This window comes from Roseibium algicola, from assembly GCF_001999245.1.
GTDB classification, from domain to species: domain Bacteria; phylum Pseudomonadota; class Alphaproteobacteria; order Rhizobiales; family Stappiaceae; genus Roseibium; species Roseibium algicola.
In genome coordinates this window covers 888,073-914,255 of the sequence record NZ_CP019630.1, presented here as the reverse complement: position 1 = coordinate 914,255, position 26,183 = coordinate 888,073, and the positions used below count along the sequence as shown (strand labels likewise).

The 26,183-nt window shown below is 51.1% G+C and carries 22 protein-coding genes and 2 pseudogenes; 11 read left to right on the top strand and 13 right to left on the bottom strand.

What is annotated here, in order from left to right; all coding sequences use genetic code 11:
* Nucleotides 1–113: 113 nt before the first annotated feature.
* A pseudogene (locus B0E33_RS04320) lies at nt 114–917 on the bottom strand (PP2C family protein-serine/threonine phosphatase); the annotation flags it as partial.
* A gap of 144 nt (nt 918–1,061) precedes the next feature.
* Nucleotides 1,062–1,559: pseudogene (locus B0E33_RS31345) on the bottom strand (Tll0287-like domain-containing protein); the annotation flags it as partial.
* Between the two features lie 317 nt (nt 1,560–1,876).
* Between B0E33_RS31345 and B0E33_RS04315 the strand changes: the two are divergent.
* The gene (locus B0E33_RS04315) at nt 1,877–2,395 is read left to right on the top strand and encodes a glycine cleavage system transcriptional repressor (protein WP_031269595.1); all 519 of its coding nucleotides are present in this window, start codon (nt 1,877–1,879) and stop codon (nt 2,393–2,395) included.
* Between the two features lie 30 nt (nt 2,396–2,425).
* A complete protein-coding gene (locus B0E33_RS04310) occupies nt 2,426–2,776 on the top strand; it encodes a DUF1905 domain-containing protein (RefSeq protein ID WP_206051407.1) in 351 nt (116 codons plus the stop codon).
* A 69-nt stretch (nt 2,777–2,845) separates the two neighbouring features.
* Here B0E33_RS04310 and B0E33_RS04305 read toward each other — a convergent pair whose 3' ends face one another.
* Nucleotides 2,846–4,138, bottom strand: coding sequence for an Hsp70 family protein (locus tag B0E33_RS04305; RefSeq protein WP_077290525.1), 1,293 nt, complete (start codon nt 4,136–4,138; stop codon nt 2,846–2,848).
* Nucleotides 4,139–4,733: 595 nt separating this feature from the next.
* On the opposite strand from B0E33_RS04305, the gene B0E33_RS04300 reads away from it, so the two are divergent.
* The 6 genes from B0E33_RS04300 to B0E33_RS30835 all read left to right on the top strand — a co-directional run bounded on the left by B0E33_RS04300 (nt 4,734) and on the right by B0E33_RS30835 (nt 11,169).
* The gene (locus B0E33_RS04300) at nt 4,734–5,522 is read left to right on the top strand and encodes an ABC transporter permease (RefSeq protein ID WP_077290524.1); all 789 of its coding nucleotides are present in this window, start codon (nt 4,734–4,736) and stop codon (nt 5,520–5,522) included.
* Nucleotides 5,519–6,178 (top strand): ABC transporter ATP-binding protein, encoded by a 660-nt coding sequence (locus B0E33_RS04295; protein ID WP_077290523.1) that lies wholly within the window; start codon nt 5,519–5,521, stop codon nt 6,176–6,178. Before B0E33_RS04300 ends, B0E33_RS04295 begins: the two co-directional genes overlap by 4 nt.
* Nucleotides 6,179–6,212: 34 nt before the next feature.
* Nucleotides 6,213–7,538, top strand: coding sequence for a KpsE/RkpR family capsule polysaccharide export protein (locus B0E33_RS04290; protein ID WP_077290522.1), 1,326 nt, complete (start codon nt 6,213–6,215; stop codon nt 7,536–7,538).
* A 314-nt stretch (nt 7,539–7,852) separates the two neighbouring features.
* On the top strand, nt 7,853–8,782 hold the full coding sequence (locus B0E33_RS04285; RefSeq protein ID WP_077290521.1) for an N-acetylneuraminate synthase family protein: 930 nt from the start codon (nt 7,853–7,855) through the stop codon (nt 8,780–8,782).
* A 65-nt stretch (nt 8,783–8,847) separates the two neighbouring features.
* On the top strand, nt 8,848–9,969 hold the full coding sequence (locus B0E33_RS04280) for an acylneuraminate cytidylyltransferase (RefSeq protein WP_265733512.1): 1,122 nt from the start codon (nt 8,848–8,850) through the stop codon (nt 9,967–9,969).
* Nucleotides 9,970–11,169: a DUF6716 putative glycosyltransferase gene (locus B0E33_RS30835; RefSeq protein WP_156912341.1), complete on the top strand. Its 1,200-nt coding sequence runs from the start codon at nt 9,970–9,972 to the stop codon at nt 11,167–11,169.
* On the opposite strand, the gene B0E33_RS04275 is transcribed toward B0E33_RS30835, so the two are convergent.
* Genes B0E33_RS04275 through B0E33_RS30830 form a run of 3 tightly spaced genes read right to left on the bottom strand, consistent with a single transcriptional unit; the run spans nt 11,166 to nt 15,684 of the window.
* Entirely contained in the window at nt 11,166–12,362 is a 1,197-nt protein-coding gene (locus tag B0E33_RS04275) for a glycosyltransferase (protein WP_077290519.1), read from the bottom strand. The two genes, B0E33_RS30835 and B0E33_RS04275, sit on opposite strands and share 4 nt — an antisense overlap.
* A complete protein-coding gene (locus tag B0E33_RS04270) occupies nt 12,362–14,392 on the bottom strand; it encodes an HAD family hydrolase (protein WP_077290518.1) in 2,031 nt (676 codons plus the stop codon). Before B0E33_RS04270 ends, B0E33_RS04275 begins: the two co-directional genes overlap by 1 nt.
* Nucleotides 14,332–15,684, bottom strand: coding sequence for a hypothetical protein (locus tag B0E33_RS30830; RefSeq protein WP_156912340.1), 1,353 nt, complete (start codon nt 15,682–15,684; stop codon nt 14,332–14,334). Before B0E33_RS30830 ends, B0E33_RS04270 begins: the two co-directional genes overlap by 61 nt.
* 485 nt (nt 15,685–16,169) lie before the next feature.
* Here B0E33_RS30830 and B0E33_RS04265 point away from each other — a divergent pair, with 485 nt between their 5' ends.
* The 3 genes from B0E33_RS04265 (at nt 16,170) to B0E33_RS04260 (ending at nt 18,983) form a co-directional block, all read left to right on the top strand.
* Nucleotides 16,170–16,889 (top strand): methyltransferase domain-containing protein, encoded by a 720-nt coding sequence (locus B0E33_RS04265; protein ID WP_077290517.1) that lies wholly within the window; start codon nt 16,170–16,172, stop codon nt 16,887–16,889.
* A 33-nt stretch (nt 16,890–16,922) separates the two neighbouring features.
* Nucleotides 16,923–17,783, top strand: a complete 861-nt coding sequence (locus B0E33_RS30825) for a class I SAM-dependent methyltransferase (RefSeq protein ID WP_156912339.1) — start codon at nt 16,923–16,925, stop codon at nt 17,781–17,783.
* Nucleotides 17,784–18,107: 324 nt separating this feature from the next.
* A complete protein-coding gene (locus B0E33_RS04260; protein WP_265733511.1) occupies nt 18,108–18,983 on the top strand; it encodes a capsular polysaccharide export protein, LipB/KpsS family in 876 nt (291 codons plus the stop codon).
* Nucleotides 18,984–19,042: 59 nt separating this feature from the next.
* Here the strand turns inward: B0E33_RS04260 and B0E33_RS04255 are convergent, their stop codons facing one another.
* From B0E33_RS04255 to urtA, 7 genes are all read right to left on the bottom strand, one after another.
* On the bottom strand, nt 19,043–19,417 hold the full coding sequence (locus tag B0E33_RS04255) for an FmdB family zinc ribbon protein (RefSeq protein ID WP_077290515.1): 375 nt from the start codon (nt 19,415–19,417) through the stop codon (nt 19,043–19,045).
* 83 nt (nt 19,418–19,500) lie between these two features.
* Nucleotides 19,501–20,730 carry a formamidase gene (fmdA, locus tag B0E33_RS04250; RefSeq protein WP_055658422.1) on the bottom strand — a complete coding sequence of 410 codons (1,230 nt, stop codon included), beginning with the start codon at nt 20,728–20,730 and terminating at the stop codon, nt 19,501–19,503.
* Nucleotides 20,731–20,788: 58 nt separating this feature from the next.
* Entirely contained in the window at nt 20,789–21,478 is a 690-nt protein-coding gene (gene urtE, locus B0E33_RS04245; protein ID WP_077290514.1) for an urea ABC transporter ATP-binding subunit UrtE, read from the bottom strand.
* A gap of 9 nt (nt 21,479–21,487) precedes the next feature.
* On the bottom strand, nt 21,488–22,243 hold the full coding sequence (urtD, locus tag B0E33_RS04240; protein ID WP_022999885.1) for an urea ABC transporter ATP-binding protein UrtD: 756 nt from the start codon (nt 22,241–22,243) through the stop codon (nt 21,488–21,490).
* A gap of 9 nt (nt 22,244–22,252) precedes the next feature.
* Nucleotides 22,253–23,416 carry an urea ABC transporter permease subunit UrtC gene (urtC, locus tag B0E33_RS04235; protein WP_077290513.1) on the bottom strand — a complete coding sequence of 388 codons (1,164 nt, stop codon included), beginning with the start codon at nt 23,414–23,416 and terminating at the stop codon, nt 22,253–22,255.
* A gap of 10 nt (nt 23,417–23,426) precedes the next feature.
* Nucleotides 23,427–24,353, bottom strand: a complete 927-nt coding sequence (gene urtB / locus B0E33_RS04230; RefSeq protein ID WP_031268940.1) for an urea ABC transporter permease subunit UrtB — start codon at nt 24,351–24,353, stop codon at nt 23,427–23,429.
* Between the two features lie 168 nt (nt 24,354–24,521).
* Nucleotides 24,522–25,700, bottom strand: coding sequence for an urea ABC transporter substrate-binding protein (gene urtA, locus B0E33_RS04225; RefSeq protein WP_208984573.1), 1,179 nt, complete (start codon nt 25,698–25,700; stop codon nt 24,522–24,524).
* Nucleotides 25,701–26,183: the final 483 nt, after the last annotated feature.

The window sequence follows — 26,183 nt, the reverse complement described above, 5'->3', positions numbered from 1 at the left end:
CTGCTCCTCAACATTGCTGTTACCCCGGATTGGCGCTGCGCTTATCCGGGGTGACACGCCTCCAAAATTTTGATCGCAGTGTGCGGCAGCAAGCTGCGGCCTATGCTGCCCGCTTACTTGTGCCGGATCACCATCAGCGTAATGTCGTCATGAACCGTTTGTGTGTCGATATGGGCCTTGAGGTCCGCCAGGATGCCTTCCAGCACCCGCCCGGCCTTTGGTGCAGCGTGGCGGCGGGCACTTGCGACCAAGCGATCCAGACCATACAGCACACCGTCCGGGTTTTCCGCTTCGGTCACGCCATCCGTATAAAGAATGATGAGATCTCCGGGGCCGAAAGCCAGTTCCCTGGTTTCGATGAACGGTTCGATGTCTTCATCAAGTCCGATGGGGAAGCCGAGATCGACCGTATCGACGATGTCGCATTGGCCGTTGTCGCGCAGAATGATCAGTTCCTCGTGCTGGCCCGACAAGGTTACCTTGTTCGGTTCGAAATCGAGGAAGGACAGCGTCAGGTGCTTGTCGGTCCGGGTGCGCTTCAGGTTGCGGCAGATGGCGCTGTTGAGTGCAACCAGGAACTGGCGCGGATCTGACGGCCCGCGTTCCTGCAGGGCGACGGCGATGGACTGAACCATCAGCATCAGAACACCGCTTTCAAGGCCATGGCCGGTCACATCGCCAATGCCGATCTTCACCTTGTCGTCCAACTGCAGCACGTCGTAATAGTCGCCGCCAACTTCGTCCGCCGGTTCCATGAAGGCCGCGATCTCCAGTTCATGAATGCCGCCAAGCTCATCCTTGGTCGGCAGCACCATCATCTGGATCTGCCTTGCGACTTCAATTTCCGCTCCCAGTCGAAGGTTTTCGGACGTCAGCTGCTTGTTGAGATGCGCGATTTCCGAATTCGCGTGCTCCAGATTGACGTTCATCCGGTGAAACCGCGTTGCCTGGTGCCATTGCAGGGCGGTGACCGCAGCACCGATCGCCCCTGCACAGCCGAAGTAAAGCAGCAGGTATTTGAACGACCAGAGGTTTGCGGCAATGGGTTGGCTGATGGTGATCGCCTGAAGGCCACGCACGTCGCCCGTCTTCCAGTCGGTCTTGGGACTTTCCGGGTGGCTGTTGTGGCAGGAAACGCAGGCCTCGCCCATCAAGACGGGGGAGGCGATCTGGATCTTTCGGTCGAAGATCGATCCTTCGTAGGCAATCTCCAGGTCTGCAGGATCACGGCTCTGTCTGAAATCGTTCAGTGCCTTGATCTCGAAAGGTGTCAGGTTATGTGACCCGCGCTCCATGAACGGCAGATCCGACACGAATCGGTATTGCAGATTATGGTCGTTGCCGCCGATCACTTCCCCAAGTTCGATGGAGAGCGTGGCGGGAATCGGAATGCCGCCTGGCGTTTCGTGATATTCGTGTGTCGGGGTGATGTCGCCCGGCGCCTGTTGAACCCGGGCGATCACGTTTTGCGCGTAATAGGTCCGGATCTTGCCGATGGCCTGGTCCAGGTCAACCGCCTGCGAGCGCAGGGAGGCATCTGAAATGGCGCGCAGGTCCATCCACACGGCAACAGGCAACATGCCAAGCCCGATAAGCACCAGAACCAGAAAAACCGCCGGTCGTTCGATGAGCGTGAGCCAGAATTTGTCGACGCGGCGGGGTTCTGTCTGCTTCATGGGGAAACCTGATTTTCAGTATGAATTGAAACGGAATGCGGATCGGCAAGGAAGCCTGAAGGGAAACCCGATCAATTTCGCCATTATGACGGTTGTCTGCCGCAACGGCCACAGCTGGAGATAAGATTTTGCAGTCTTGTTTTCAGCACGTTGAGGCTGTCTAGTAGGATGGTCGAGTTCCAATGCGCAAGCGGGGCATCATGCAAACTCATCTTGTTTTCACGGTCATTGCAAAGGACCGGCCAGGCCTGGTCGAGCGGATGGCGGAAATCATCGCCGGCACTGGTGGCAACTGGATCGAAAGCTCCATGGCCCGCCTCGGCGGCGAATTTGCAGGCATCGTGCGCATCGCGATCGAGGGGCTGCATGCGGACGAACTGGTGGAAAAGCTGCAAGCTCTTTCCGCCGATGGCATCGATATCACGCTGCGCTCCGACCAGACCGGTGCAGAGCTGCCGGAAGGCGCTTCCGCTCATCTGGATCTCGTCTCCCAGGACCACCCGGGCATCTTGCGGGATATCACCCGCGTTCTTTCCGAAAAGGGTGTCAGCATCGAGCATCTGGAAACGGAAGTCGTCTCCGGCTCGATGCAGGGAGAGGCCCTGTTCAAGGCATCTGCCGACCTGCGCCTGCCAGGTGGACTGGACCCTGCAAGCCTGAGCGACGCACTTCAGGAAACGGCAGGAGACCTGATGGCGGATATCAATCTGATTGACTGACGTCGCTCAGACCTGCCAGACGGAAGCGACATGACCCAGGCCTGGCAGGACAGAGGCTGCAACTTCATGCTCGACCGGCTGGATTTTACCGGCAAACTATGGCTGTCCGCCGGTCCAGGCGGCTGGACCTTCGTGACGTTACCGCAGGCCTGCGCCGATCAGATCCGGTTTTTCACAGGAAGCCGTAAAGGCGGCGCCTGGGGCATGATCAAGGTAAAGGCGCGGATCGGCGAGGCCGAATGGAGCACCACCATCTGGCCGGACAAGGCGTCCGGCTCCTTCCTGTTGCCGGTCAAGTCGGCCGTGCGCAAGAAAGAGAAGATCGCAGCCGGAGACGCCGTTGACGTATTACTGTGGCTTCAGGTGCCGTCGGGTTTCTGACGGAGAGGGCCGTTTGAACTTTTGATTTCCGTCGGTCAGGCTCGTTCCGCCGGATCCGGGCAGGCGAACTCAGGCGGCAAGTGCCCAATCGGCCGCGTCCGTGCGTGCCCCGATCAGGGCAAGGCCGTTGGCAACAGACGTCAGCTCGTTGCCGCCGGAAATCCGCTCCTGGCCGAAGCGCTCCGCAAACTGGCAGCGCACGGCAGGCACGAAGGAGGTACCGCCGGTCATGAACACCCGATCGATGTCAGCTTCGCTCAAACTGGCCTTTTCCAGCGTGACATCCAGCGCCAGGTCCATCTTCTTCAGGTCAGGCGCAATCCAGCCGTCGAAGTCCGCACGTTTCACAGTTGCCCGGAAGTCCGAACCGAGCGGGGCAAAGGTCAGCTCCGCCTCGTCTGCAGATGACAACAGGGCCTTGGTTTCCGAGACAGACTTATAGAGCGGGTAGCCCTGGTCTTCTTCCACCAGATCGATGAAAAGCTCGATCTTCTCCGGTTCCACGCAGTAGCGCAGCAGCTTTTTCATTTCCTTGAAGTCGTCTGAGGTCTTGAAAATCGACAGCATGTGCCAGCGGGCGAAGTTGGAAAAGAGGTTGGGCGGGATCTCCAGGATCTTGCCCATGCTCTGGTAGTTGGTGCCCTTGCCGAGCTTCGGCAGCACCACATTGTCGATGATGCGATAGTCGAACGTGTCACCGGCAATGCCCACCCCGCCTCGGCCAAGTGGCGTCGCTTTCAGGTGCCCGGCTTCGGTCTCGAATCGCATGATCGAATAGTCGGTCGTGCCGCCGCCAAGGTCGGCAACCAGGATGGTCGTGTCCTGTTCCAGCGATTGCGCATAGGAAAAGGCTGCCCCGACAGGCTCCATAACAAAGAGGATGTCCTCAAACCCAACCTTCTGAAACGCCTTGCGATACCGCTCCATCGCCAGCTCTTCATCCGGATTGTGCCCGGCAAACTCCACCGGCCGGCCTACAACGAGCCGGGTTGCCGCGGGATCAAACGCAGCGCCGGCCCGCTCGAAAGCCCGCTGCAGAAACGTCGCCATCAGATCTTCAAACTCGAACCGGACCCCAAAAACTCCGGTACCCTTGAAAACGCGGCTCGCCGCAAAGGTCTTCAGCGACTGGATGAACCGCACGTCTCCAAAGCTCTCCAGAAACTGCCGGATTGCCCAGGGCCCGACCTCCGCATTCAGCGCCTTGGCCGGCCCCCGGTCGAGAAAACTGAGAACGGTCGGAAGCGATGTGAAACTTTCATTGCCATCAACAAAGCTGATCGGCGCAGTCGCGCCCACACCCTGCGCCGAAACCGCGACCGTATTTGAGGTGCCGAAATCAAGTCCGATGGTCTGTTTCATGGCAAAGTCCCTTTGTGTCGCAGCGTTTTGTACAGACGCCGTTTTGCAATTGAATGGCGTTGGTTCATTCGAAACCGAAGCAGGAGCGCGTAGGGGCACTCCGAACACGGCAATCCAGCAAAAGTGAAATGGCTGAGCGGGATAGGCGGGAACAAACGAAAACGCAAGCGGAAAATGGCTGTTCTTAAGGCATTCGATCCGGCATCCGTTGCGGCTCCAACCTTCGGCTCGCAGGTGCCATCTGGAGAACGGTGAATTGCTCAATGAAAATTATGGCGTTGATGCCAGGAGCTTGTCTTCGAGACATTGCTACCGGGTCGAAATACCCACACCGCACACTATGAGTTTCATCGGTTCGGTGGTCGCGCTCGGAGTTGGTAGCAGTCTCAGGCAGCAGGCATTCGCAATTCCAATTTGTACAATTCATCCTGCCTTCGAAATCATTGTGGCATCGTGACACTATGTTGCTGTGCGAAATTCCGTTATGATATGGTCTGTCAGAAGATGGACATGAACTGTCTAAAGGTCTAGTCAAGACAACCAGTTGGCATTCGAAGAACGCGTCAACAGAGATCAATAACTGCAGATTGACAGTATGCACTCAGAACCTTTGCGCCAGGGCCTGAAACGCCAATTCGCGATCACGTTTGCGTTGGTCGTTCGCGAAATGACCACCCGCTACGGAAACAAGTTCGGCGGTTACATGTGGGCGGTTCTGGATCCGGTTTTGACGATCGCCATCCTGACGACGGTTTTTTCGGCAGTTGCTCATATCCCGCCACTGGGAAGAAGCTTCACCTTGTTTTTTGCGACCGGCTACATCGCATTCTACATGTATCGTTCAACTTCTGAGCAAGTAGGTTCTGCAGTCGAGGCAAACAGAGCGCTGCTGAACTATCCTGTCGTACGGCCTTACGACACGATTTTGGGAAGGATTTTTTTACAGGTAGCGACGCTTTTCGTCGTAAATGCTCTTCTTTTCGGGGCACTTTATTTCGTGGTTCCGTTTGAGAGTATCAACCTGGCACCCATCTTCCAGGCTTCCCTGATTGCAATTGCACTTGGTGCAGGAGTAGGGGCTTCGAACATCGTATGGTTTCACTTGAGCAGTACCTACCAGCAGATCTGGGGTATTATTAACCGGCCGGCATTCATCGTTTCCGGAGTGTTTTTTCTGCCAGACACCGTTCCGCATCCTTTCAGGGAATGGCTCATGTGGAACCCGCTGGTTCACATTGTTGGCCTTTTTCGAACCGGGTTCTATCCCACCTACCGGGCGTCTTACGTCGACATGCCTTACATCATAGGGCTAACCGTGTTTTCGATTGTTTTCGGATTTTTTCTGGTATGGCTTTATGACGCGCAGCTACGGGAGGCGAAATGATCAGGTTGGATCGCTTGACCAAACGCTTCAAGCTCAAGGGAGAGATGCGTTACATCGCAAGGGACGTGTCGTTTACGGTGCCCAGGGGAAACAGTATTGGTCTGCTGGGGCGTAATGGTGCTGGCAAGTCCACATTGCTGAGGCTGATAGCGGGTACGATCAAGCCGACCTCGGGCAGGATCATCCGTCTTGCCAACGTGTCATTCCCGCTTGGTTTTCAGGGCAGTTTCAATGGCTCTCTAACCGGAGAGCAGAATGTTCGCTTCGTTGCCCGCATTTATGGGCACGACACGGAACAGCTGGTCGATTACGTTCAGGATTTTGCCGAACTTGGGAAATCCTATTACATGCCGGTAAAAAGTTATTCCTCCGGAATGAAAGCCAGACTTGCCTTTGGCGTCAGCATGGGGATTGATTTTGACTACTATCTGGTCGACGAAATCACGGCCGTCGGCGATTCGAATTTCAAGAAAAAGTGCAAACGGGTTTTTGAAGAAAAACTCCAGAATTCTGACATCATCATGGTGTCTCACTCAAACGGTGCACTAAAGGAATATTGCACGACCGGAATTGTGTTAGAAGATGGCAACTTAACCTTCTTTAACGATATTGACGATGCAATTAACATGCACAATGACAACATGGCACGCCGATAGGCCGGTCTCTGAATACTTGAAGGTTTGATTGAACATGTCAGCTGTCGAAAAAATGCCTGGAGAAAAGGCCGACGAGATTGGTCAGGGAACGGTGTTCAATCTTCCGTCCAAAAAGGGAGGTGCCGTTGCCAAGGCAAATTCCAAGGACGGTAAGCTGATTAGTAGGCTGAAAAAGTCCGGCCTCGATCCGCAGAAATTGCTTGACTTGGCACTGCCGGCAGCGACGGCGAAATCCGCGACGAAAATGCGGCACAGAATGATGCTGTTAGGTTTCATTTTGTTCGTCGCTTTACCGTCCACCGCGTTTTCCGCCTACATGTTTTTCTGGGCAAGCGATCAATATCACAGCATGACAGCATTTGCCGTCCGCAGCTCCCAGCCCGTCGCGGCGACTGAAGTGCTTGGCATGGTAATGGGAAATACCGGGGGGGAGTCTGCGACCTCCAACAGCTACATCGTCACGGACTACCTGCAAAGCCAATCCGTGCTGGAGGACCTTCCGGACGATCTGGATTTGCAGACCATCTTCAATCGCGAATCCTCGGATTTTCTGTTCAGCATGGGCAGCAATCTGCCGGTCGAAGACCGTTTGAGCTACTGGAATGACATGGTCGACGTCAGTTTTGATGCGACCTCCGGGGTCATCCAGGTTGAAGTGCGCAGCTTCCGGCCCGAGGATTCGGTCGAGATCGCCAAGGCAGTGCTTAAACGCAGCGAAATACTGGTCAACCAGCTTTCCGAGGCTAACAGGCGGGAAACCGTACGTTTCGCGGAAGAAAGTGTTGCGCGCGCCGAGGCGCGCCTGAAAGCAATCCGCAAGCAAATGCTTGCCTACAGGAACGAGACACAGGAAGTCAGTCCGGAGGAAAATGCCAAGCTTGCTGTGGAAATGATTGCCGGACTGGATCAGCAGCGCGCAAGCCGGGAAGCAGAAAAAAAGACCCTGATGAGTTACCTGGACGAGGACTCGCCGCGTATCAGGCTCCTGAACCAGCAAATCGAGGCCCTGGAAGGCCAGATTTCAAGTGCGCGGGAACGCCTTGGCTCCGGCACATCGCCTTCCGGTTCTTCTGGTACGAACAGGACAGCTCTTTCTTTCCGTCTTGCGGATTATTCGGAACTCGCATTGGAAGAAGAATTTGCACAGCAACTCTATGTAACGTCGCTTGCCAGCTTGGAAACGGCTCGTCAGGAGGCCGACGGTAAACATCTTTACCTGGCGACATTCATCCAGCCAACCCTCTCAGAAGACGCGCAGTATCCGCACCGTTTCCTATATTCACTTGCCGCATTCCTTTTGTTAGCTGGAACGTGGTCTGTGGCGGTAATGATGTATTACAACGTCCGGGACCGAACTTGATCTGGCAATGAGTTTACCAAGTGCGCGGTTTCAAGACGTATTGAATGCCAAATTAAGTTGATGTTGATTTTAGTGAAGTCGTCGGCATGCTATCATAAAGCAAAAGCGGTAGTCGACTAACCAAAAATCTGATCTTGTGACTTGGTAACGAGTTGGCCCGGTGCATATTTGTTGAGAAGAAATCCCTGGTCAGCCCTTGTCCTGTCTATAGGGATATGGGAATAGAGCAGCAAAGGGTTTGGGAACAGATTTTAGCTGAACACACTCCTGTTGGATGCTATCCAGAGTTCAAATTTGGCCGAAAAGGTAAGAAGATGGTTGAAGTGAAAGTCATTGCAGAAATTGGCTGCAATCATAAGGGCGACATGGACATCGCCAAGGAATTGATCCAGGTAGCAAGCAAGATCTGTGGTGCGGACGTTGCCAAATTTCAGAAACGTCACAATCGCGAACTTTTGACGGCAGAAGAATATGCAACCCCGCATCCGGTGCCCGAAAATGCCTATGGAGCGACATACGGAGAACATCGTGAGTATCTTGAGTTCTCTGTAGGCCAGCACAAGGAGTTGCAGGAAGAGTGCCGGTTGGCCGGTATTGACTACTCGACTTCAGTTTGGGATCTGACGTCTGCTCAGGAAATTACGTCGCTAAGACCCAACCTTATCAAGCTGCCATCAGCAACCAACCAGCACTTTGTACTCCAAGAGTATCTTTGCAAGAACTACGACGGTGAGATCCACGTCTCAACGGGCATGACCACACGTGATGAAATCGAAAAGGTTATCGCCTTCTACGAAAAGCACGGTCGCGCCAAGGATCTCGTGGTTTATGCATGCACGTCTGGGTATCCAGTTGCTTTCGAAGATCTCTGCCTGATGGAAATCAACACGCTTCAGGAAAAATACGGAGATCGCGTTAAATCTATAGGATTTTCTGGCCACCATCTCGGAATCGCTGCGGATGTTGCCGCAATGGCCATTGGAGCCGCTGGATACGATCGTTTTGGCAAAGGCAAATTCGAGTATATCGAACGCCATTTCACGCTTGATCGTACCTGGAAAGGCACCGACCACGCCGCAAGTCTAGAACCGGACGGATTGCGCCGCATGTGCCGAGACTTGCGTAATGTTGCCAAGGCCCTTGAGTTCAAGAAGTCAGATCTTCTGGACGTCGAGAAAGTGCAGCGCGATAAGCTGAAGTGGCGTGAAGAAAAGCATGGGGCGAACATTCGGCAGGTGTCTTAACTCAGATGGATGTCGTCGCAGTTATTCCAGCCCGAGGGGGGTCGGTAGGCCTCCCCGGCAAAAATATGCGTCCTCTGTTGGGCGTACCGCTTGTCGTGCGTACAATCCAAACTGCATTGCAGGCGAAAGCGGTGAATGAGGTTTTTGTCACAAGCGACGATGAAGAAATACTAAAGCTATCTCACGAAGCTGGTGCAACTATTATTCGGCGTCCGGATGCTTTAAGCAACAGTACTGCAAGTTCCGAGGCAGCGCTCCTGCATGCGCTTGAACATTTGCAGGCACAGGGGAGGGCGTTGCCTGACTTTCTTGTTTTCCTGCAATGCACGTCGGCTTTCACGCGTCCTGAAGACATCGATCTTGTCGTGGGGAGTATGGTCAGCAAAGGCGCGAAAGCAGCGCTTTCTGTTGTTGAGGATCATGGCTTCATATGGCAGGAGGGTGAAGATGGCTTTGCTCAGGGCATTACGCACGATCACAGCAAGCCTCGCCAGCGCCGGCAAGACATGAAACCGCGTTACCGCGAAAACGGCGCGATTTATGCCATGCATGTTCCGTCTTTTCTGGAGAAAAAAGAGCGTTTCTGTGGACCTGTGGTGATGGTCCCGGTCGATGGTCCAACGGTCGAGATTGACAGCCAGGAAGACTGGGACGTGGTCGAGGCGTTTCTGCACGGAAGAGATCGAAAGGCTCAATTAACGACACGTCCCCAAAGTATCAAAGCAGTTATCACAGATTTTGATGGTGTTCATACTGACGATCGGGTCACAATAGACCAAGATGGCCGGGAGTGGGTTACTTGTAGCCGTCGGGACGGCCTTGGCCTAGAACTCTTAGGTAAGCGAAACGTTAGACTGATGATTCTATCCAAAGAAACAAATCCAGTCGTAAAAGCGAGGGCCGCCAAACTTCAGGTGCAGGTTATTAATCAGGTCGACAATAAGCACTCCATTTTAGATGCTTGGCGTAAGGATTTCCAGCTTGATTGGCAAGATTTAGCCTACATTGGTAACGATGTGAACGACATTGAATGTATGAGGGCTTGCGCTCTCTCTTTTGCACCTGCTGACGCGCATCCTTCAGCGCGAAGCGTAGCTGACCATGTTCTAAGTGCAGATGGCGGTAAAGGAGCAATTCGAGAAATGTGTGACTATCTACTTACAGAGGGCCTCGTAGGTGAAAGGTAAATGAAAGTCTTAGCGCTCGCGGGATATGATTCATTTTTTAATGCTGCGCGTTTAATAGCGCCATATTTCGAGAAACTAGGTGCAACGGTAGACTATGCCCTTGTAAAAGCTCGTAGAAGAAAGCAAATATCCCATGAACAACTCAACGAATTAGGACTGGGTAATAAAGTACAGTACGTTGATATTAAGGATTATTGTGAAAGCGGTGAGATACTTAAGTTTGATATAGTACTATCCTGTTTAGAGGGTCTTTCTACAAGGCGTCTTTTTCACTACCTTAGTAGTTATGGGGAACGTCGACCTTACGTAATATGTGTATATCCTGGCTTGATATTACGATACGATTACGACGGTTTTGCCGCACGGGCCCCTGCAGACCAGCTGTGGCTAAACTGTCAGCGAGATCTCGATAACTATACAAAAATGTGTGAAGCATATGAGGTCGATGCATCAAATTCTCGTTTATTCGGAAATGTTTCACTGCTTGAAAAGATCGAACGTACGCCAAACGCAAGCGACACGGGCCCAATTGTGTTTTTTGAGCAAGCAATAATTCCTCGTTATTATGTTGAACGTAAGTATTTAGTAGATAAATTATGCGATCTGGCGAGTCGACATCCTCGTAGAAGGTTCCTAGTAAAAGCGAGAGCAGCAGGTTCTAAAGCGACGCTTCATAGGTCCTGGTATCCTATTGAGGATCTATTTGACGAAAAAATAAGGTTAGAAGGAAGTATACCTTCGAATATATCTCTAACAGAACAGAGCGCCGGACAGCTTCTTGCAGAAGCAGCCCATTGTATAACCGTCTCATCGACCGTTGCCATTGAGGCAATCCACGCCAATGTACCAACTACTATAGTTAGGGATTTTGGGGCCCACGATGACTATGGGTTGCAATATTTTTATGGGTCAGGGTTATTGAAAAGCTTGTCAGAAATACAAATTGGAAAGCATTTGAAAGTAGATGAGAATTGGCTTTCAAAGTATACATGCTCACCATATTCGAATTTAAGTCTGATAGACAGTGTCAAAAAAGACTACAAACGAAAGAGAGATATTCAAAGTAGTCTACGGTGCCAAATAGGACAGGAATTACAAGAAGAAATATCCTCCTATGGGCAAGAGTACATTTTAAGTAGAAAGTATATGTCAAAAGAAAATTGGTTGAGCCGATTGATGAGGAATCTAAAGAAAATTTAGTCTGGTAGAAGCTCTTGTTTAGTTGACAAAAGAATACGCTTTGCATCCGGATGTGAGTTTCTAAGTGGTTTTTTTGTTGAAGTGAACCAAGCCAGAAGTGTCTCCCAATCCGACATGATTTTTGAGGGAGCTCGCACATCCGAAAGAGTGGCCGCGTTCGCACTAAATTCTGAACGCAATCTTGTGGACCTTATTAAGATATCAAGACATTCAGAAAGAGATTTGGGATCGCCTAGTCCAAGAGCAAGGAAACCATTGTATCCATGCCGAATTACTTCATTCACCCCAGGACATTCTGAAAAACCTACCGCAGGTAACCCATGGACCAGAGCTTCAGCTAGTGATATAGGACTTCCTTCAAAATCAGATGGGATCACAAACAGATGTGAATTCTGGATCTCTTCAAGTAATTCTGAGTGGCCTAGGCTTTTTCCAAAGAAAACGCGAGAAGTTAAACCAGAATCGGATACAAGATTGCTTAGTTTATCATAGTCTTTCTTGTTGTGTACATCACCCCATAATTTCAGATCCCACATGGGATGCTTGTCTGCAATTCTAGCAAATGCCTTAACCAGAACATCCTGTCTTTTCTGCCAAAAGTGGAGCCGTGCCACGTTTATTAAAGAAAATCTGCCATTCCTATTGCTAACAGTTACATTAGCCAACCGTTCCGGCTTTCCAACGGAATTTTCAATTACGAAGCTTCTTCCATTGAAACTCTTAGGCTTAGATGCTGAATAAGATGGTAACAGAAAGTGTATCCCATCAGCCAAAGAAAGAATTTTTTCTCTCAGGCTTGGATCTTTCAGCTGCATGGCAGACCTACTTGGTTCAAAATGCTCCGACAATAAAATTGGAACATTTAAGCCTTCAGTTGCGAGCAAAAATTGTGCAAAGACGGGGCTAGCGTCCATGACCACGACGTGAGTAATGCCTTCATCGACCAAAAAACGCCGCAATTCCGCAATTCGATCTTCACGTAGTCCAAAATTTAAGGCGCTTACATCTACGCTACTTGGAAGTTCGAAAACCGGGATAGTAGCAGACAAATCACCACGGTTGTGAGATACAACGTGAACAGTATGATCCTGAAGACAAGGTAGATTGGCGTTCAAAATATCAGCAACTAAGCGCTCGATTCCGCCACGCATTCTCGTCATGGCAGGGCAATAAATAAGTAATTTGGCTGTCATTAACTTACCTTGCGATAAAAAACACGATTGTACGTCTTACGAAGCATCTGGTTCTTTCCAAGAAGATCAGCAATAGGAGAGCGCTCAAAGGATTTTAGTAATTTTTTCCCCATCTTTGTCTTTGATTTTGATTTATTGTAGCGCCAATAGCGCGCTGATGACAAATCTTGTCTTTCGCCAGTGATAGCGTTTTCATACTCAATGTCACTAAATAACATTTTATCTGACGGCCCGCCGAATTTGATCAATATTTCAAGAAACAAATATGATAAAGAGGGTTCAACATATATATGTCTTACATCCTTATTTAACATTTCGATAAGCTCATCAATGAAATCAAAGATGCCTTCTTGTAGTTGGGCAACTTTTAAAGCACCGACGATGCCCCAACCAGGAGTTTGTTCATATTCTGGTTCCCAGGAGCCATTTGTTTGGGTTATCCGTGTAACCGAAGGACCATGACTGCAAAAGAATGTTTCAACTATTTCTGTAACTAGTTGTTTTTGTAAGTATGAACCTTCTGGGTGTGACAGATAGCATTGGACTATAAATCCCTCTCTATATAGATCGACAAGCCCCTTATGACCGTAAAAATAGAAACAGGGTAATTTGCGGTCTAGTAACTCTGAAAGTGCCCGCTGGGCAGAGCCGTGATAACCTAGGTCAAAAAGCACGGCATTTTTATTTTTCAATACAGGCGAATAGTATTTTGCCAGCTTATCTCTTTCAGTTTCAGCAGCTTCCAAAATCGTAGTACTGCAGGCGGTCAGAGCGTCAACTACAGTTTGTAAATTCTCAATAGGGCTATCGAGATCATTAACGCCGTGCTTGTATAGAGAATTCGCAATAACATCAAAATCTACAAAATTAAATCTCGATTCAATTAACATCCTCGGTGTCATACCCTGCTTCACAGGATGCTTTAGTTCGATTGTGCAAATATCGACCAAACTCTGAACATTTGTAGCATAAATTGCACGCCTGGAGATGGGTAAATATTGGGTTTTAATGTTGGCTCCTAAAATTGGAAAAATTTTGTCACATACATTTTTCAATGTATATCCATCTCGGCTCAAAAATACGATTTCATCGTAGTTTCTAGCCTTGCATTCTGAATACATCCAAAGGGCAAAATTTAGAATAAACATTCCGCCTGCTTGAAATCCAAGTTCATAAGGCGTGTCACCAAATAAAGTCTTATAGTGAGGAACGACGTCATCATTAAGATGATTATCAAATTTATGGTTCGCTAGAAAGCCAAGGATGAACTTGAATTCTTGAGGTAGTAATTTGATTTGATCGCTAACTATTTTGCCGATTGCAGGACTGGAGAGGAAAAGATTCTTTGGGTTGTGGATCGAAATAGAATTAATTCCAAGGCGACTAGGGACCTCATAATCGCTCCATTTATTGTCTCCTACGTGGAGGATGTCTCTGGGTTCATCAATTAAATTTGAATTTTTAAGGTCATTAATAGCAAAATCCCAAAGGCCGCCTTTATGCTTCGAGAGTTCGTAATTAGATGAAAGATAAAATTTCGTAAAATTATCATATTTGCAATTTTTAAGTTGTTTTAATATCGTCTCTTTAGGGAGGTACATGTCTGACACAAGTGTAATTTTTTTGCCTATGCTCAAAGCATATTTATAAATTTCTTGGGCAGACAGGCGAGGCCTGCAGTATTTTATTTCAATTTCTTGTTCTGTATTCATTAAATGGTCTGCTAACTCGGTTGAAATGCCATACCGGGTGATTAGCTCTTCATAAATCTCACCAAGCAAAATTTCTTCTTTAGCAGGGTTCTGCGCATATAATTTCTCGCGGGCACTATGTTCCGCTGCACGTCTTATTTTACTAAAAGGAAATTGTTTTCCGAGTTCCTCTTTAATTCGCGCTTCAACTAAGAAAAATAGATCACGACTTTCCAGTTCTGGTCTGAAAATCAAAGTATCGAAGATATCAAAACTAACTATTTTACCATTATGGTTTTCGATAGCTTCTTTAATTTTTTCCATTTCCGCGCCATCCATCCGATTTTGTCGTTTTTCCGTCGCGGTTTGTCCGACGGAAGTGTTTCTGCTTCCCAAGAGCCGATTAGGCTAATTGGATTATTCTCCAGATGGATTAGGCTCTTAAAAGGCCTTGCGCCAACTGCAGTTTTTTCCGCTTTTTCAATATGGGTCCTATGATAGGTTAGCATATCCTTCGACTTAGCTAAGTTTGCGTATATCTCGATGCACGTCCCACCAGCCATTATATTTCCAATTATCCTTTTAAAACCCTTTGCGGAAACCAAGTCTGAACGAGAATGAGACAGCCTAGTAAGAACGAAAAATAGCTGCTTATCCAGCTCACATGACTTTGTTTCAGTCAATTTTGACTTTAGTTTTTTAGAATTTGAATTAAAGCAGCCAACAGAAAAAGGCGTTACACGATTTTGGTGGGAAGCTTGATAGACGGGTAAATTCCAAATTGTTGCGGCCTGGACACCAACAGTGGATGTTTGGCAAACACAAAAATCCGCGTATTTTAGCAAACCTTGACTCAATCCTTCAAATCTAAAAAAATCGGGGAAAAACTTAAAGTTTCTATAGGTTTCACGTAGCCAAGTGTAAGAGGTTTTTGAAAGTTCTGGGTATTGAGGATGTTCAGTAGCGAGTATGTTATAATTGTCTGTGCAGTGGTTTAGTATGTCTATTAGTAAATCCATCTGAGAGTGATGGCGTGAATACATTTCAACAGCAGAAACATTTTGATGTTGTAATGGAAGTAGGCCAAATGGCTTAATATTATTTAGTTTCTCAGAGAAAATTCCGTCAGAATGAAGTAAATTTCTGTAGTTTTCACGAAAATAATTTAAAAAATTTTGTTCTTTTGCTGACAGCGTCATGTTAACTATACTGTCATGCATAGTATTCATTGTGTCTGTATCATCTATGCCGCATAAATCAACATTCCACAAATTTGGGAATGGTTTTCTAGTGAAATATGATTCAACGACTGAGATAATTCTCGTGTTGGGTAGCGCCCCTCTGAGCGCAATTCCTTTGTCGGCAAGACATATAGCCAAGTCATAGTCTTTATCCATTATCTTTGAAAGATATTCAGCAACTTCATTGCGAATCTTCTGATCGACCTTAAGGTCATTCAAGGCGACATCAGAGCGAAAACGATCAGGAAATAAGGAGAAAAAATTTCGATCTAGAACAATTAGGTTCTCGTGCATTTCTCTAGGGAAATAACGTAGTTGATGTTCACCGATAACAATATCTGTTGAGCAAAAGTCATTTGTCGTGCTCGCTCGATATATTTCTTGAGCCATACGAGCCCAGTGCCGACAATTGAAAAACGAATAGTTTTCTATTGTTGGTTTTGCGTAAATTAGTATTCGAAATTGCGATTTCAAACGACGAATTCTCTTCTGGTTGACTGATTTTTCGATCTCAAGAAATACAGAGTGCACCTATTCGTAGTATTCTCGAAGCATTTTTTTATGTTACCAATCATAATTGTCAATCGGGCGTAGTTCTTGTCTTAGAAATCTTCGAACAGCGGGCCGAATTAAATTTGTTGATATCAAAGCGTCGAATCGATTTCATCGTAGCCGAGAATTTGGTTAGGAGAAACTGTATGCGTGGCTCGAGGTAGTGGATTTCTGATGGGTGTCTCCTTAGTAGTTCGATTGAGAAGTTGCTGTTTGGAGTTTCCGATTGATGATTGCAAGGTTCGTCCTGCTTGTTATTGTGGCGGCACCAAGGCCCAAGGTCTTGGTCTTCACCAATTGTTTGTAGACCGAATTGGGTTCAAATGAAAAATGAACATATTGCTGCGCACGCGGTTTGGGAAAGTCATAGAGATGAACTGTTGCGACAGGATCAGTCCCACTGGAGAGGTGTCGGGCGGTGGGAGGATGATGAGGCATGGAAAAATATCGGAAATGAGACTCTCCTTAACATAGAAAAAGCTCTAAAAATCATTGGACGTGATCGAGGCGAAATCACCGGCTCAACAGTTCTTGAATGGGGTCCTGGAGGTGGCGCAAACCTCTTTGCATTTAGGAATTCTGCTGAGAATTACATTGGTATTGATATCTCTAGAAAGAACCTTCTTGAAAGCATGCGGATGCTTAATGCTGAGAATTCTGCGGTGGTCTTTGATGCGGTGCTTTTGAAAGAGAATATCGAAGATGCAGTCGAATCATTTCAGGACAAGGTAGATTTTTTTATTAGCACTGCCGTATTTCAGCATTTTCCAAGCAAGGTATACGGTTCTCATGTCTTATCGGCAATTAGGAAGTGTTGTAAGCGCGATGCTGTAGGTGTCATACAGATCCGCTACGATAACGGTTTTAGCAAATACAGAGGAATAACTGACATATCCGAGTATGAACAAAAATTTGTAACGGCGAACTCATATCAGATTGAAGAGTTTTGGGAGCTACTTCAGTCAAATGGGTTTAAACCTATTGCAATTACGGACATAATTACTAGAGTGAACTATGCGACGTATTTGATCTCGGCTACATAGCTCAAAGTAAGCTCAAGAAAATAAGAGAAGCAAATGAACGACCAAGCTAAAACGAAAAACTATGAACTTGTATTTGAGCTCGACCGGCATAGAACCTGCCCTACTTGCAGAGAACGAACGTTTCACGTGCGCTCGGATTATCCGACTACTAGTCGAGAGTTTTCTGTGCTTCAAACAATATGGTGTACTAGCTGCGGATCTGGTTACGCAGAAAACGCAGATTTAGTGATCGAAAAGTATTACAAATCCGATTATGGTGCTGGTCGTGGAGATCGATCTGGTAGCCCAAAAGAATTTTTCGCGCCAGACAATAGAAATGGCTATTTTCATCGCGCTTGGTCTCATGTGCGTATATTGAAAGAAGTCGGAGCAAATTGCAGAAGTGTCGTAGACCTTGGTGCAGGTCATGGAGCGTTCCTACATGTGTGCGGGGCACAAGACAAACTAGCTATTGAACCAGACGATCATTGTAAACCCTACCTTGAATATATTGGAGCGAAACGCGTAAATATTAATGATCTCGAAGAGCGAAGCCTAGATCTTGCTTATGCCTCGCATTCCATTGAGCATCTTACACACAAAACACTAAATTCTACTGTTGAAAATTTGATTGGCGCTCTGCGTTTAGGTGGACATATACTTGTGGAAGTTCCTCCTGGCATGTTCACCAGATGCGTTTATAAGGGTGATAACGATCCACACACCATGTTTTTCTCTCCAGAAGGTATCCGTAAAGTATTACGTCGCGACGATACTGTGATCGTGTTTAATAAATGCCTCGCACCAAATCCTTGGCCAATTCGGAACTCGCCCATCTATGCACCCGATGAGATGGACGAATTTGCGAGTGATACTCGGGGAGCAATCTGCGTGGTAGCTAAGAAGATCAGGTGAAGTGTTGCAAAATACAGGGGGAATAATACAGTGAGCGTGAGCCCAAAATAAGCTGCTACTTATCAAAGAAAACCTCAAATTTACAAAGTACTGATTAAAAATTTGAGGTTTTCGCAAACCAATAGTTATTCAAAAATCGCGTATGGAGTATTTAGGGTTAAAGATTTGAAAAAAATCGGATTAAATACGTCCGGACTTTGGAAATCAAGGGACGTTGTGGCGTGCCTTACCCTTCACGAACCAAGTCGATTACAGCTTTCCGATCGTTCCTTAGTTGCAATAGCCGGTTGGGGGCACAAGCCGACTGCGCAGCGTGCTCGAGACATGGCGGCTAAACACCATCTTCCTTATGTGGCTTTCGAAGATGGATTTTTGAGATCCGTCAGACCTGGCAACCAGGAAAAGCCGGTCTCCCTGGTCCTTGATCGAACAGGTATCTATTACGATGCTCGCCAGCCAAGTGATCTGGAGTGTTTTGTTCGTCGGCGTTTTGCAAAGCCCATGCGGACGCAAGAGATCCACGATGCCATCGACTTGATCCGGTCCAAGCGGCTCTCGAAATACAACAGTTTCGATTTCTCGGACATTTCAGAACTTGGTTTGCAATCTTCCGATCGCAAGGATCGGGTACTTGTTATTGATCAAACCGCCGGCGATGCGTCGATACCGGGGGCATTTGCGAAAGATGAAACCTTCCGCCAGATGCTGCAAGTCGCCATCCAGGAGAACCGTGAAGCAGAGATTCTGATCAAGGTTCACCCGGAAACAATGATTGGGCGCAAGGCAGGGCATTTCACGCCTGAAGTCCTCCAGGCTCTCGCGCAAGTGGATGAGAATTGCGCCAAGGCCCTGACTGAAGGTCGGTTGCGTTTAACACCGGAAGCGATCAATCCCTGGCCGCTTCTGGAGGCATGTGCCAAGGTCTATTGCGTATCCAGTCAACTGGGGTTCGAAGCTATTCTTGCTGGCTGTGAGGTCCACACTTTCGGAGTACCATTCTATGGAGGCTGGGGCTTAACCGTTGAACGAAACCCGGTGAAATTGAACCGACGTCACCCGGTATCCCTGGAAGCAGTCTTTGCTGCACTTTATTTCGACTACAGCCACTACCTGGAACACGATCCTGTTCGGGAGATCTCCTTTGAAGAGGCGGTTTATCAACTGGAAGAACGAATCCAACTTGCACGCAGTGAGGCCTGAGACTCAACCGCGCTCGAGCGGTAGGACGCAAAGCTAGATAGGGGCTCACGCTTGCATTGTCAGTGGCTGATCATCCAGGGGCGTTTTGAGGGGAACGTCTTGCTGCCGTCGGCCTTGTAGACCGCACTTGAGCGAAAAATGCCTTTCGAGCCGGAACAGCACGAGCAGCCCGACGGGTGACGTTTTCGGTTTTCCCTCGCACTGTCGTCACGATCCGACTTGGTCGAGAATTTCGGGTTGTGCCGGGAAGTTTCGTTGCGTTGATGGGCAGCCCGGTCGCTGGGAGACAGGCCCGACATATGCGGCGCCTGAAGGATCGCGCGCGGAGCTTCCGCCTTGCAGATCGGACATTCGATCGGATCCGCATGGGCGGACATCGGCCGGTTGGCCGAGATGGGACCGCAGGAAGTGCACAGATAATCGTAGGTCGGCATGATTGATCCTGAAAGACGGAAAGCCGGCTCGCCGGCGGAAGGGGTTCGAGACGGGCAGGGCCCGTCTCGTCGTCGCGTGCGGATCAGAGATCCGGGGCAAGCGGAACGTCGACCGATCCGTCAATGAAGGTCTTCGGTCCGTCCGCACCCGGCATCATGTCGAAGTCGAAGATGTCGGTCGGCAACCACAAGGTGGCACAGGCATTTGGAATATCGACCACGCCCGAAATATGTCCCTGCACAGGCGCCGTTCCCAGGATGGCGTAGGCTTGCGCGCCGGAATAGCCGAACTTCTTCATGTACTCGATGGCGTTGAGGCAGGCCATGCGATAGGCAATGTGCACGTCAAGGTAATGCTGTGTACCGGCCTCATCGACCGAGATGCCTTCAAAGATCAGGTAGTCGTCATATTTCGGCGTGATCGGTGAGGGTTTGAAGATCGGGTTCTTGATCCCGTATTTTGCGACCCCGCCCTTGATCAGGTTGACCCGGATGTGCAGCCAGCCGGCCATTTCGATCGCGCCGCAGAAGGTGATTTCACCGTCGCCCTGGCTGAAATGCAGGTCACCCATGGAGAGACCGGCACCGTCCACATAGACCGGGAAATAGATCTTCGAACCGCGCGACAGATCCTTGATATCGCAGTTACCGCCATGTTCACGCGGGGGAACCGTCCGTGCGCCTTCGGCAGCTGCCTTGTCGCGCGCTTCACCCTTGAGCTGTCCCATATGCGCAGACTGGGTGTTCGGCAGGGCGGCAAGTGCCGGAACGCGGTCGGGATCCGTATCGAACAATGATTTTTCGCGAGTGTTCCACATGTCCAGCATCTTGCGGTCCGGCAGGCAGCCGATCAGACCCGGGTGGATCAGGCCGGCATAGCTGACGCCCGGCACATGGCGCGAGCGTGTGAACATGCCTTCGAAATCCCAGATGGATTTCTGGGCTTCCGGGAAGTGTTCCGTCAGGAACCCGCCGCCATTCTGCTTGGAGAAAAAGCCGTTGAAGCCCCAGAGCATTTCTTCCTTGGCGCCGATGTCGAGGATATCGACGACCAGTAGGTCGCCCGGCTCGGCCCCTTTGACGCCGATCGGACCGGAGAGGTAGTGCACCTGTTCCAGTTCGACATCGCGCACATCCGCCGCGTCGTCGTTGTTCTTGATCTGCCCGCCGGTCCAGTCATAGGTCTCGATCTTGAAGTCGTCGCCCGGCTCCACCCAGACCGCCATCGGAATATCCGGATGCCAGCGGTTATGGACCTTTTCATTGGTATGCGGGGACTCGCTCAAATCAACCGAAATCAGTGTATCTGCCATGGGGTTCTCCTCTGGATTTGCGCCTGAAAAGCGTGCGCTGTTGAACTGGATGAGCTGGTTAGACGGACAGGAATGCGGAGACTTTTTCCTCGTCGACGCTTGCCCGCGGTTCGTCGTGGACAAGGCGGCCGTTTTCCAGGACGAGCACCCGGTCGGCGACGTCGAGGGCAAAGGACAGAACCTGTTCCGACACAACGATGGAAAGTCCGCGCTCGTCGCGGATACGTTTCAGGACGCGGCCCATCTCGCGGATGATCGACGGCTGGATGCCTTCGGTCGGTTCGTCCAGCAGCAGGACCTTCGGGTTGGTCGCCAGCGCGCGGGCAATCGCCAGCTGCTGTTGCTGGCCGCCCGAGAGATTGCCGCCGCGACGGCCCTTCATGTCGAGCAGCACCGGAAACAGCTCGTAGATGTCGCCGGGAACCTTGCTCTGGCCGCTGATGGTCAGGCCGGTTTCGATGTTTTCCTGGACCGTCATGGTCGGAAAGATCATCCGTCCCTGAGGCACGTAAGCGATGCCCCTGGCGACGCGCTCGTAGCTCTTCATGATGGTGATGTCGACGCCGTCGACCGCGGCAGCGCCGTTGCTGGTGGGCACGATCCCCATCAGGGATTTCATCAGCGTGGTCTTGCCCATGCCGTTGCGGCCCATGATGGCGATGATTTCTCCCGGCGCGACCGTGAAGTCGAGGCCGTGCAGGACTTCGCTCTGGCCGTAGGCAACGTGATACTGTGCAACATTGAGCATGGTCGCCTCCTAGTGGCCGAGATAGACGTCAATGACCTTGGGGTCGGCCTGCACCTTTGCCATTGAGCCCTCGGAGAGGATCTTGCCCTGGTGCAGGACGGTGACGCGGTGGGCGATGTCCTCGACAAATTTCATGTCGTGTTCGACAACCATCACCGAACGTCCCTTGGTGATTTCGTTGAGAAGCTTCGCGGTCTGCTTGCGCTCCGAGACGCTCATGCCGGCAACTGGTTCGTCGAGCATCAGGAGTTCCGGGTCCTGGATCAGCAACATGCCGATCTCCAGCCATTGTTTCTGGCCGTGGCTGAGCAGGGCTGCCTGCATGTCCAGGAGCGTGTCGAGGAACACCATTTCGGCAATCTCGCGCACGCGGGTCGTCACCTCCGCATCGCGCTTGAAGGTGAGGGCACCGAAGACACTTCGGCCACGGGGAAAGGAAAGCTCCAGGTTCTCGAAGACTGTCAGGTCCTCATAGATGGACGGGTTCTGGAACTTGCGTCCGACCCCCTCAAGCACGATCTCGTGTTCGCGCAGCTGGGTCAGTTCTTTTTGGCGGAACTTGATCGAACCGGCAGTCGCCTTGGTGCGGCCGCAGATCAGGTCGAGTACCGTTGTCTTGCCCGCGCCGTTCGGTCCGATGATGACGTGGATCTCATTTTCGTCGACGTAAAGGTTCAGGTCGTTCACAGCCTTGAAGCCATCAAAGGAAACAGACAGGTTTTCGATGGACAGCAGGAAGTCGGTGTTGTTGCTGATGGTGTTCATGTGTCTCTCCTACTCGGCTGGCTTTGCGGTTGCTTCGCCGTCAAGGTCGGGGGGAGGGCTGACTCGTTCTAACCGGTTGCCGCTATTGCCCCGTGAAATCAGCCGGTCGACATGTGGCGCCAGGTAGGTGCGATAGAGGCCGGACAGCCCATTCGGGAACACCAGGACAACAGCGATGAAGAGCCCGCCCAAGCCAAAGAGCCACAATTCGGGGAAGGTTTCGGAAAAGGTGGTCTTGGCCCAGTTCACCAGCAGCGTTCCGTAGACCGCACCGAAGATGGAAAGCCTGCCGCCGACCGCACAGAAGATGACCATCTCGATGGAAGGAACGATGCCCACGAACGAGGGAGACATGAAGCCGACCTGCAAGGTGAACATGGCGCCGCCGATGGCTGACAGGACCGCGGCAAAACAGAAGACGAAGATCTTGATGTTGGAGACGTCGTAACCGGAAAACCGGACCCGGTCCTCCTTGTCCCTGACGGCGACCAAGAGACGGCCGAGCTTGCTTTTGAGAACGAACTGGCTCAGCAGCAGGACGGCGATCAGAAGACCTCCGTTGACGTAGTAGAGAACGTATTTGGCCTCGTCGGTGCGGATGTCCCATCCCTTCAGGGTCCTGAGATCCGTGATGCCGTTGACGCCACCGGTATAGCCCTGCTGTCCGATGATCAGGATCGTCAGGATGGCTGCGATTGCCTGGGTAATGATGGCGAAATAGACACCGCCAACCCTGCGCTTGAACATCGCCGCACCGATAACAAAGGCGAACAGCGCGGGAAGAACGATGATGGCCAGCAGCGTGAAGGTCAGGCTGTTGAAGGGTTCCCAGAACCAGGGCAGGGACGTGATCTGGTTCCAGTCCATGAAGTCGGGAATACCCGGGGTGGACTGGATCGCGGTTGCTTCCGGCGTGGAGGCTTCCAGTTTCAGGTACATGGCCATGCAATAGCCGCCCAGGCCGAAGAAGACGCCCTGCCCGAGGCTCAGGATACCGCCCTTGCCCCAGCACAGCACCAGCCCGATGGCGACGAAGGCATAGGTCAGGTATTTGCCGAACAGGTTAAGACGGAAGATGTCCATCGACAGGGGCATCAAGACGAAGATCAGCGCGGCCACGACCAGCAGTCCGATCAGTTCCTGTCGAGACAGCAGGGATTTCACATGTGTCATCGGAACCTCCTCAGCGACGGATTTTCAGGGAGAAGAGACCTTCGGGGCGCAGCATCAGGATCCCGACGACGGTCAGCAGGGTGAGGACCTTCGCCATGGAGCCGGAAAGGAAGAACTCCATGGTGGACTGGGCCTGACTGATGGCGAAGGAAGACGCGATCGTTCCGAGCAGGCTTGCAGCGCCGCCGAAAACGACGATCAGGAAGGTATCGACGATATAAAGCTGCCCGGCGGTTGGGCCGGTCGAGCCGATCATGGTGAAGGCGCTGCCGGCGATGCCTGCAATGCCGCAGCCGAGCGCGAAAGTGTGCCGGTCGACCTTTTCGGTGTTGATGCCGACGGCCCCGGCCATGACGCGGTTCTGGACCACAGCACGGGTCTGCATGCCCATGCGGGAGCGGAACAGGATGAAATAGACGCCGATGGCGATGACCAGGGTCAGCACCATGACGAAGATGCCGTTGATCGGGATTTCGATGATGTCCGTCAGCGGCACGGACCCGAGCAGCCAGTTCGGCAGGCTGACGCCGACTTCACGCGCGCCGAAGATCGACCGGTAGGCCTGCTGCAGGATAAGGCTCAGGCCCCAGGTGGCCAGCAGGGTATCCAGCGGACGCTTGTAGAGATGCCTTATGAGCGACCATTCGACGAGTGCCCCTAGTGCACCCGCGGCGACGAAGGCCAATGCCATGGCGAAGAAGAAGTAGATGCCGAACAGGGACGGGACATAGGTCTCGACGAAATTGGAGCAGAGATAGGTGACATAGGCGCCCAGGATCATGAACTCGCCGTGAGCCATGTTGATGACGCCCATCTGGCCGAAAATGATTGCAAGACCCAGGGCCATGAGGACGAAAACGGAAAACAGGATCAGTCCGGCAAAACCCTGCATGGCGAATATGGACCCGAGTTCCGTCCATGAATAATCGGCGAACATTGCGCGCGTCTCCATGCTGCGGGGTCAAGGCGGAACGCCTGTTCCCCTGCTGCGAATAAGGGTTTGAAACGAAGGGGACGGGCGCTGCGCAGGCTGCCTCCACGCAGCGCCCCGGTTATGCCCGCTTTCTGGAAGGGCGTTTCCATCCCTGGGGGAACTGTCGGAGGCTTATTGGTAGCCTTCCGGGAACGGATCCGGCTCCATCAGGTCGGCCGTCTCGTAAACCAGCTCGTACTGGCCGTCCGGCTTGGCAAGGCCGATGCGGGTCTTGGACCACAGGTGGTGGTTTTCATGGACGCGGACATAGCCTTCCGGCGCGGTGGTGAGTTCGATGCCCGGGGAGGCAAGGCGCACCTTGTCGATGTCGAAGCTGCCGGCCTTTTCAACCGCGGCCTTCCAGAGCCAGGGGCCGAGATAGGCGGCCTGGGTCACGTCGCCAATAACGATGTCGTCCCCCCACATTTCCTTGAAGGACTTGACGAATTCGGCGTTGTTCTCATTGTCGAGAGACTGGAAGTACTTCATGGCGGCATAAGCGCCTTCGATGTTCTCGCCGCCGATGCCGCGGATTTCATCCTCGGTCACCGAGATGGTCAGAAGAACCGGCTTTTCCTTGGTCATGTCGATGCCGGCAGCCTTCAGCTGCTTGTAGAAGGCAACGTTGGAACCACCCACGACAATGGCGTAGATCACGTCCGGCTTCTTCAGCTTGATCTTGTTGATCACCGAGTTGAACTGGGTGTGGCCGAGCGGATAGTACTCTTCGCCGACAACCTCCAGGCCAAGCTTCTCGATGTGCTTGCGGGCGATCTTGTTGGACGTTCGCGGCCAGATATAGTCGGAACCAAGCAGGTAGAAGCTCTTGGCGCCTTTTTCCTTGGCAACCCAGTCGATGCCAGCGATGATCTGCTGGGTGGCTTCCTGGCCGGTGTAGATCACGTTGGGGGACTGTTCCAGGCCTTCATAGAAGGTCGGATAGTAGAGCATGCCGTTATACTGCTCGAAGACGGGCAGAACAGCCTTGCGCGACGCGGATGTCCAGCATCCGAAAACAGCCGCGACCTTGTCGTTCACCAGCAACTTTTTCGCCTTTTCGGCAAAGGTCGGCCAGTCGGATGCGCCATCTTCCTGGATGTATTCGATCTTGCGTCCAAGCACGCCGCCCATGGCGTTGATCTGGTCGATGGCGAGCTTTTCCGCCTGCACCGACCCGGTCTCGGAAATCGCCATGGTTCCGGTGACGGAGTGCAGGATGCCGACCTTCACGGTGTCTTCTGTGACCGCAAGGCCAGTCGTGTTGGCGTCGTCGGCGATGGCAGGTGCAAATGTGCTGGCGGTGGCCAGCATTGCCGCGGCTGCCGTGCCTGACAGCACGGACCGGCGAGACAGCCGATGGTCAATCAAGTCTTTCAGACGTTTCATTCTCTGGACCCCTCTGAGGTTGAGGTTGAAGCAGAGCGCCGTGAAGCTCCTCCGCATGCATCCAAGGCTCGTCTGGAATTGTGCAGTGCCGCAATGCGTCAGTTGCTGTGGGTTATTTGACTTATTTCTCCGCACTGCCGCATGTGAAAGACTTCCATGTTTGGAATAAATTCATAGTCCAAAAATCTGAAATTCGATCGTAATGTAAGTTGTCATTCGTATTTTTTGAATTCGAATGACTTGTATTGATGGGAATATTGAAATTTTTTAATATTTTTTGAATGAGGCATAGAAATTGCTAGGAAGTTTGTCGATCGGCGGTTGTTGATCAATTCGAGGGGGAGGTCGCAAATCTTGAACAAAAATGTGCATGAAAAATAGATGCGATGCACAATGAGTGGGCTGGCG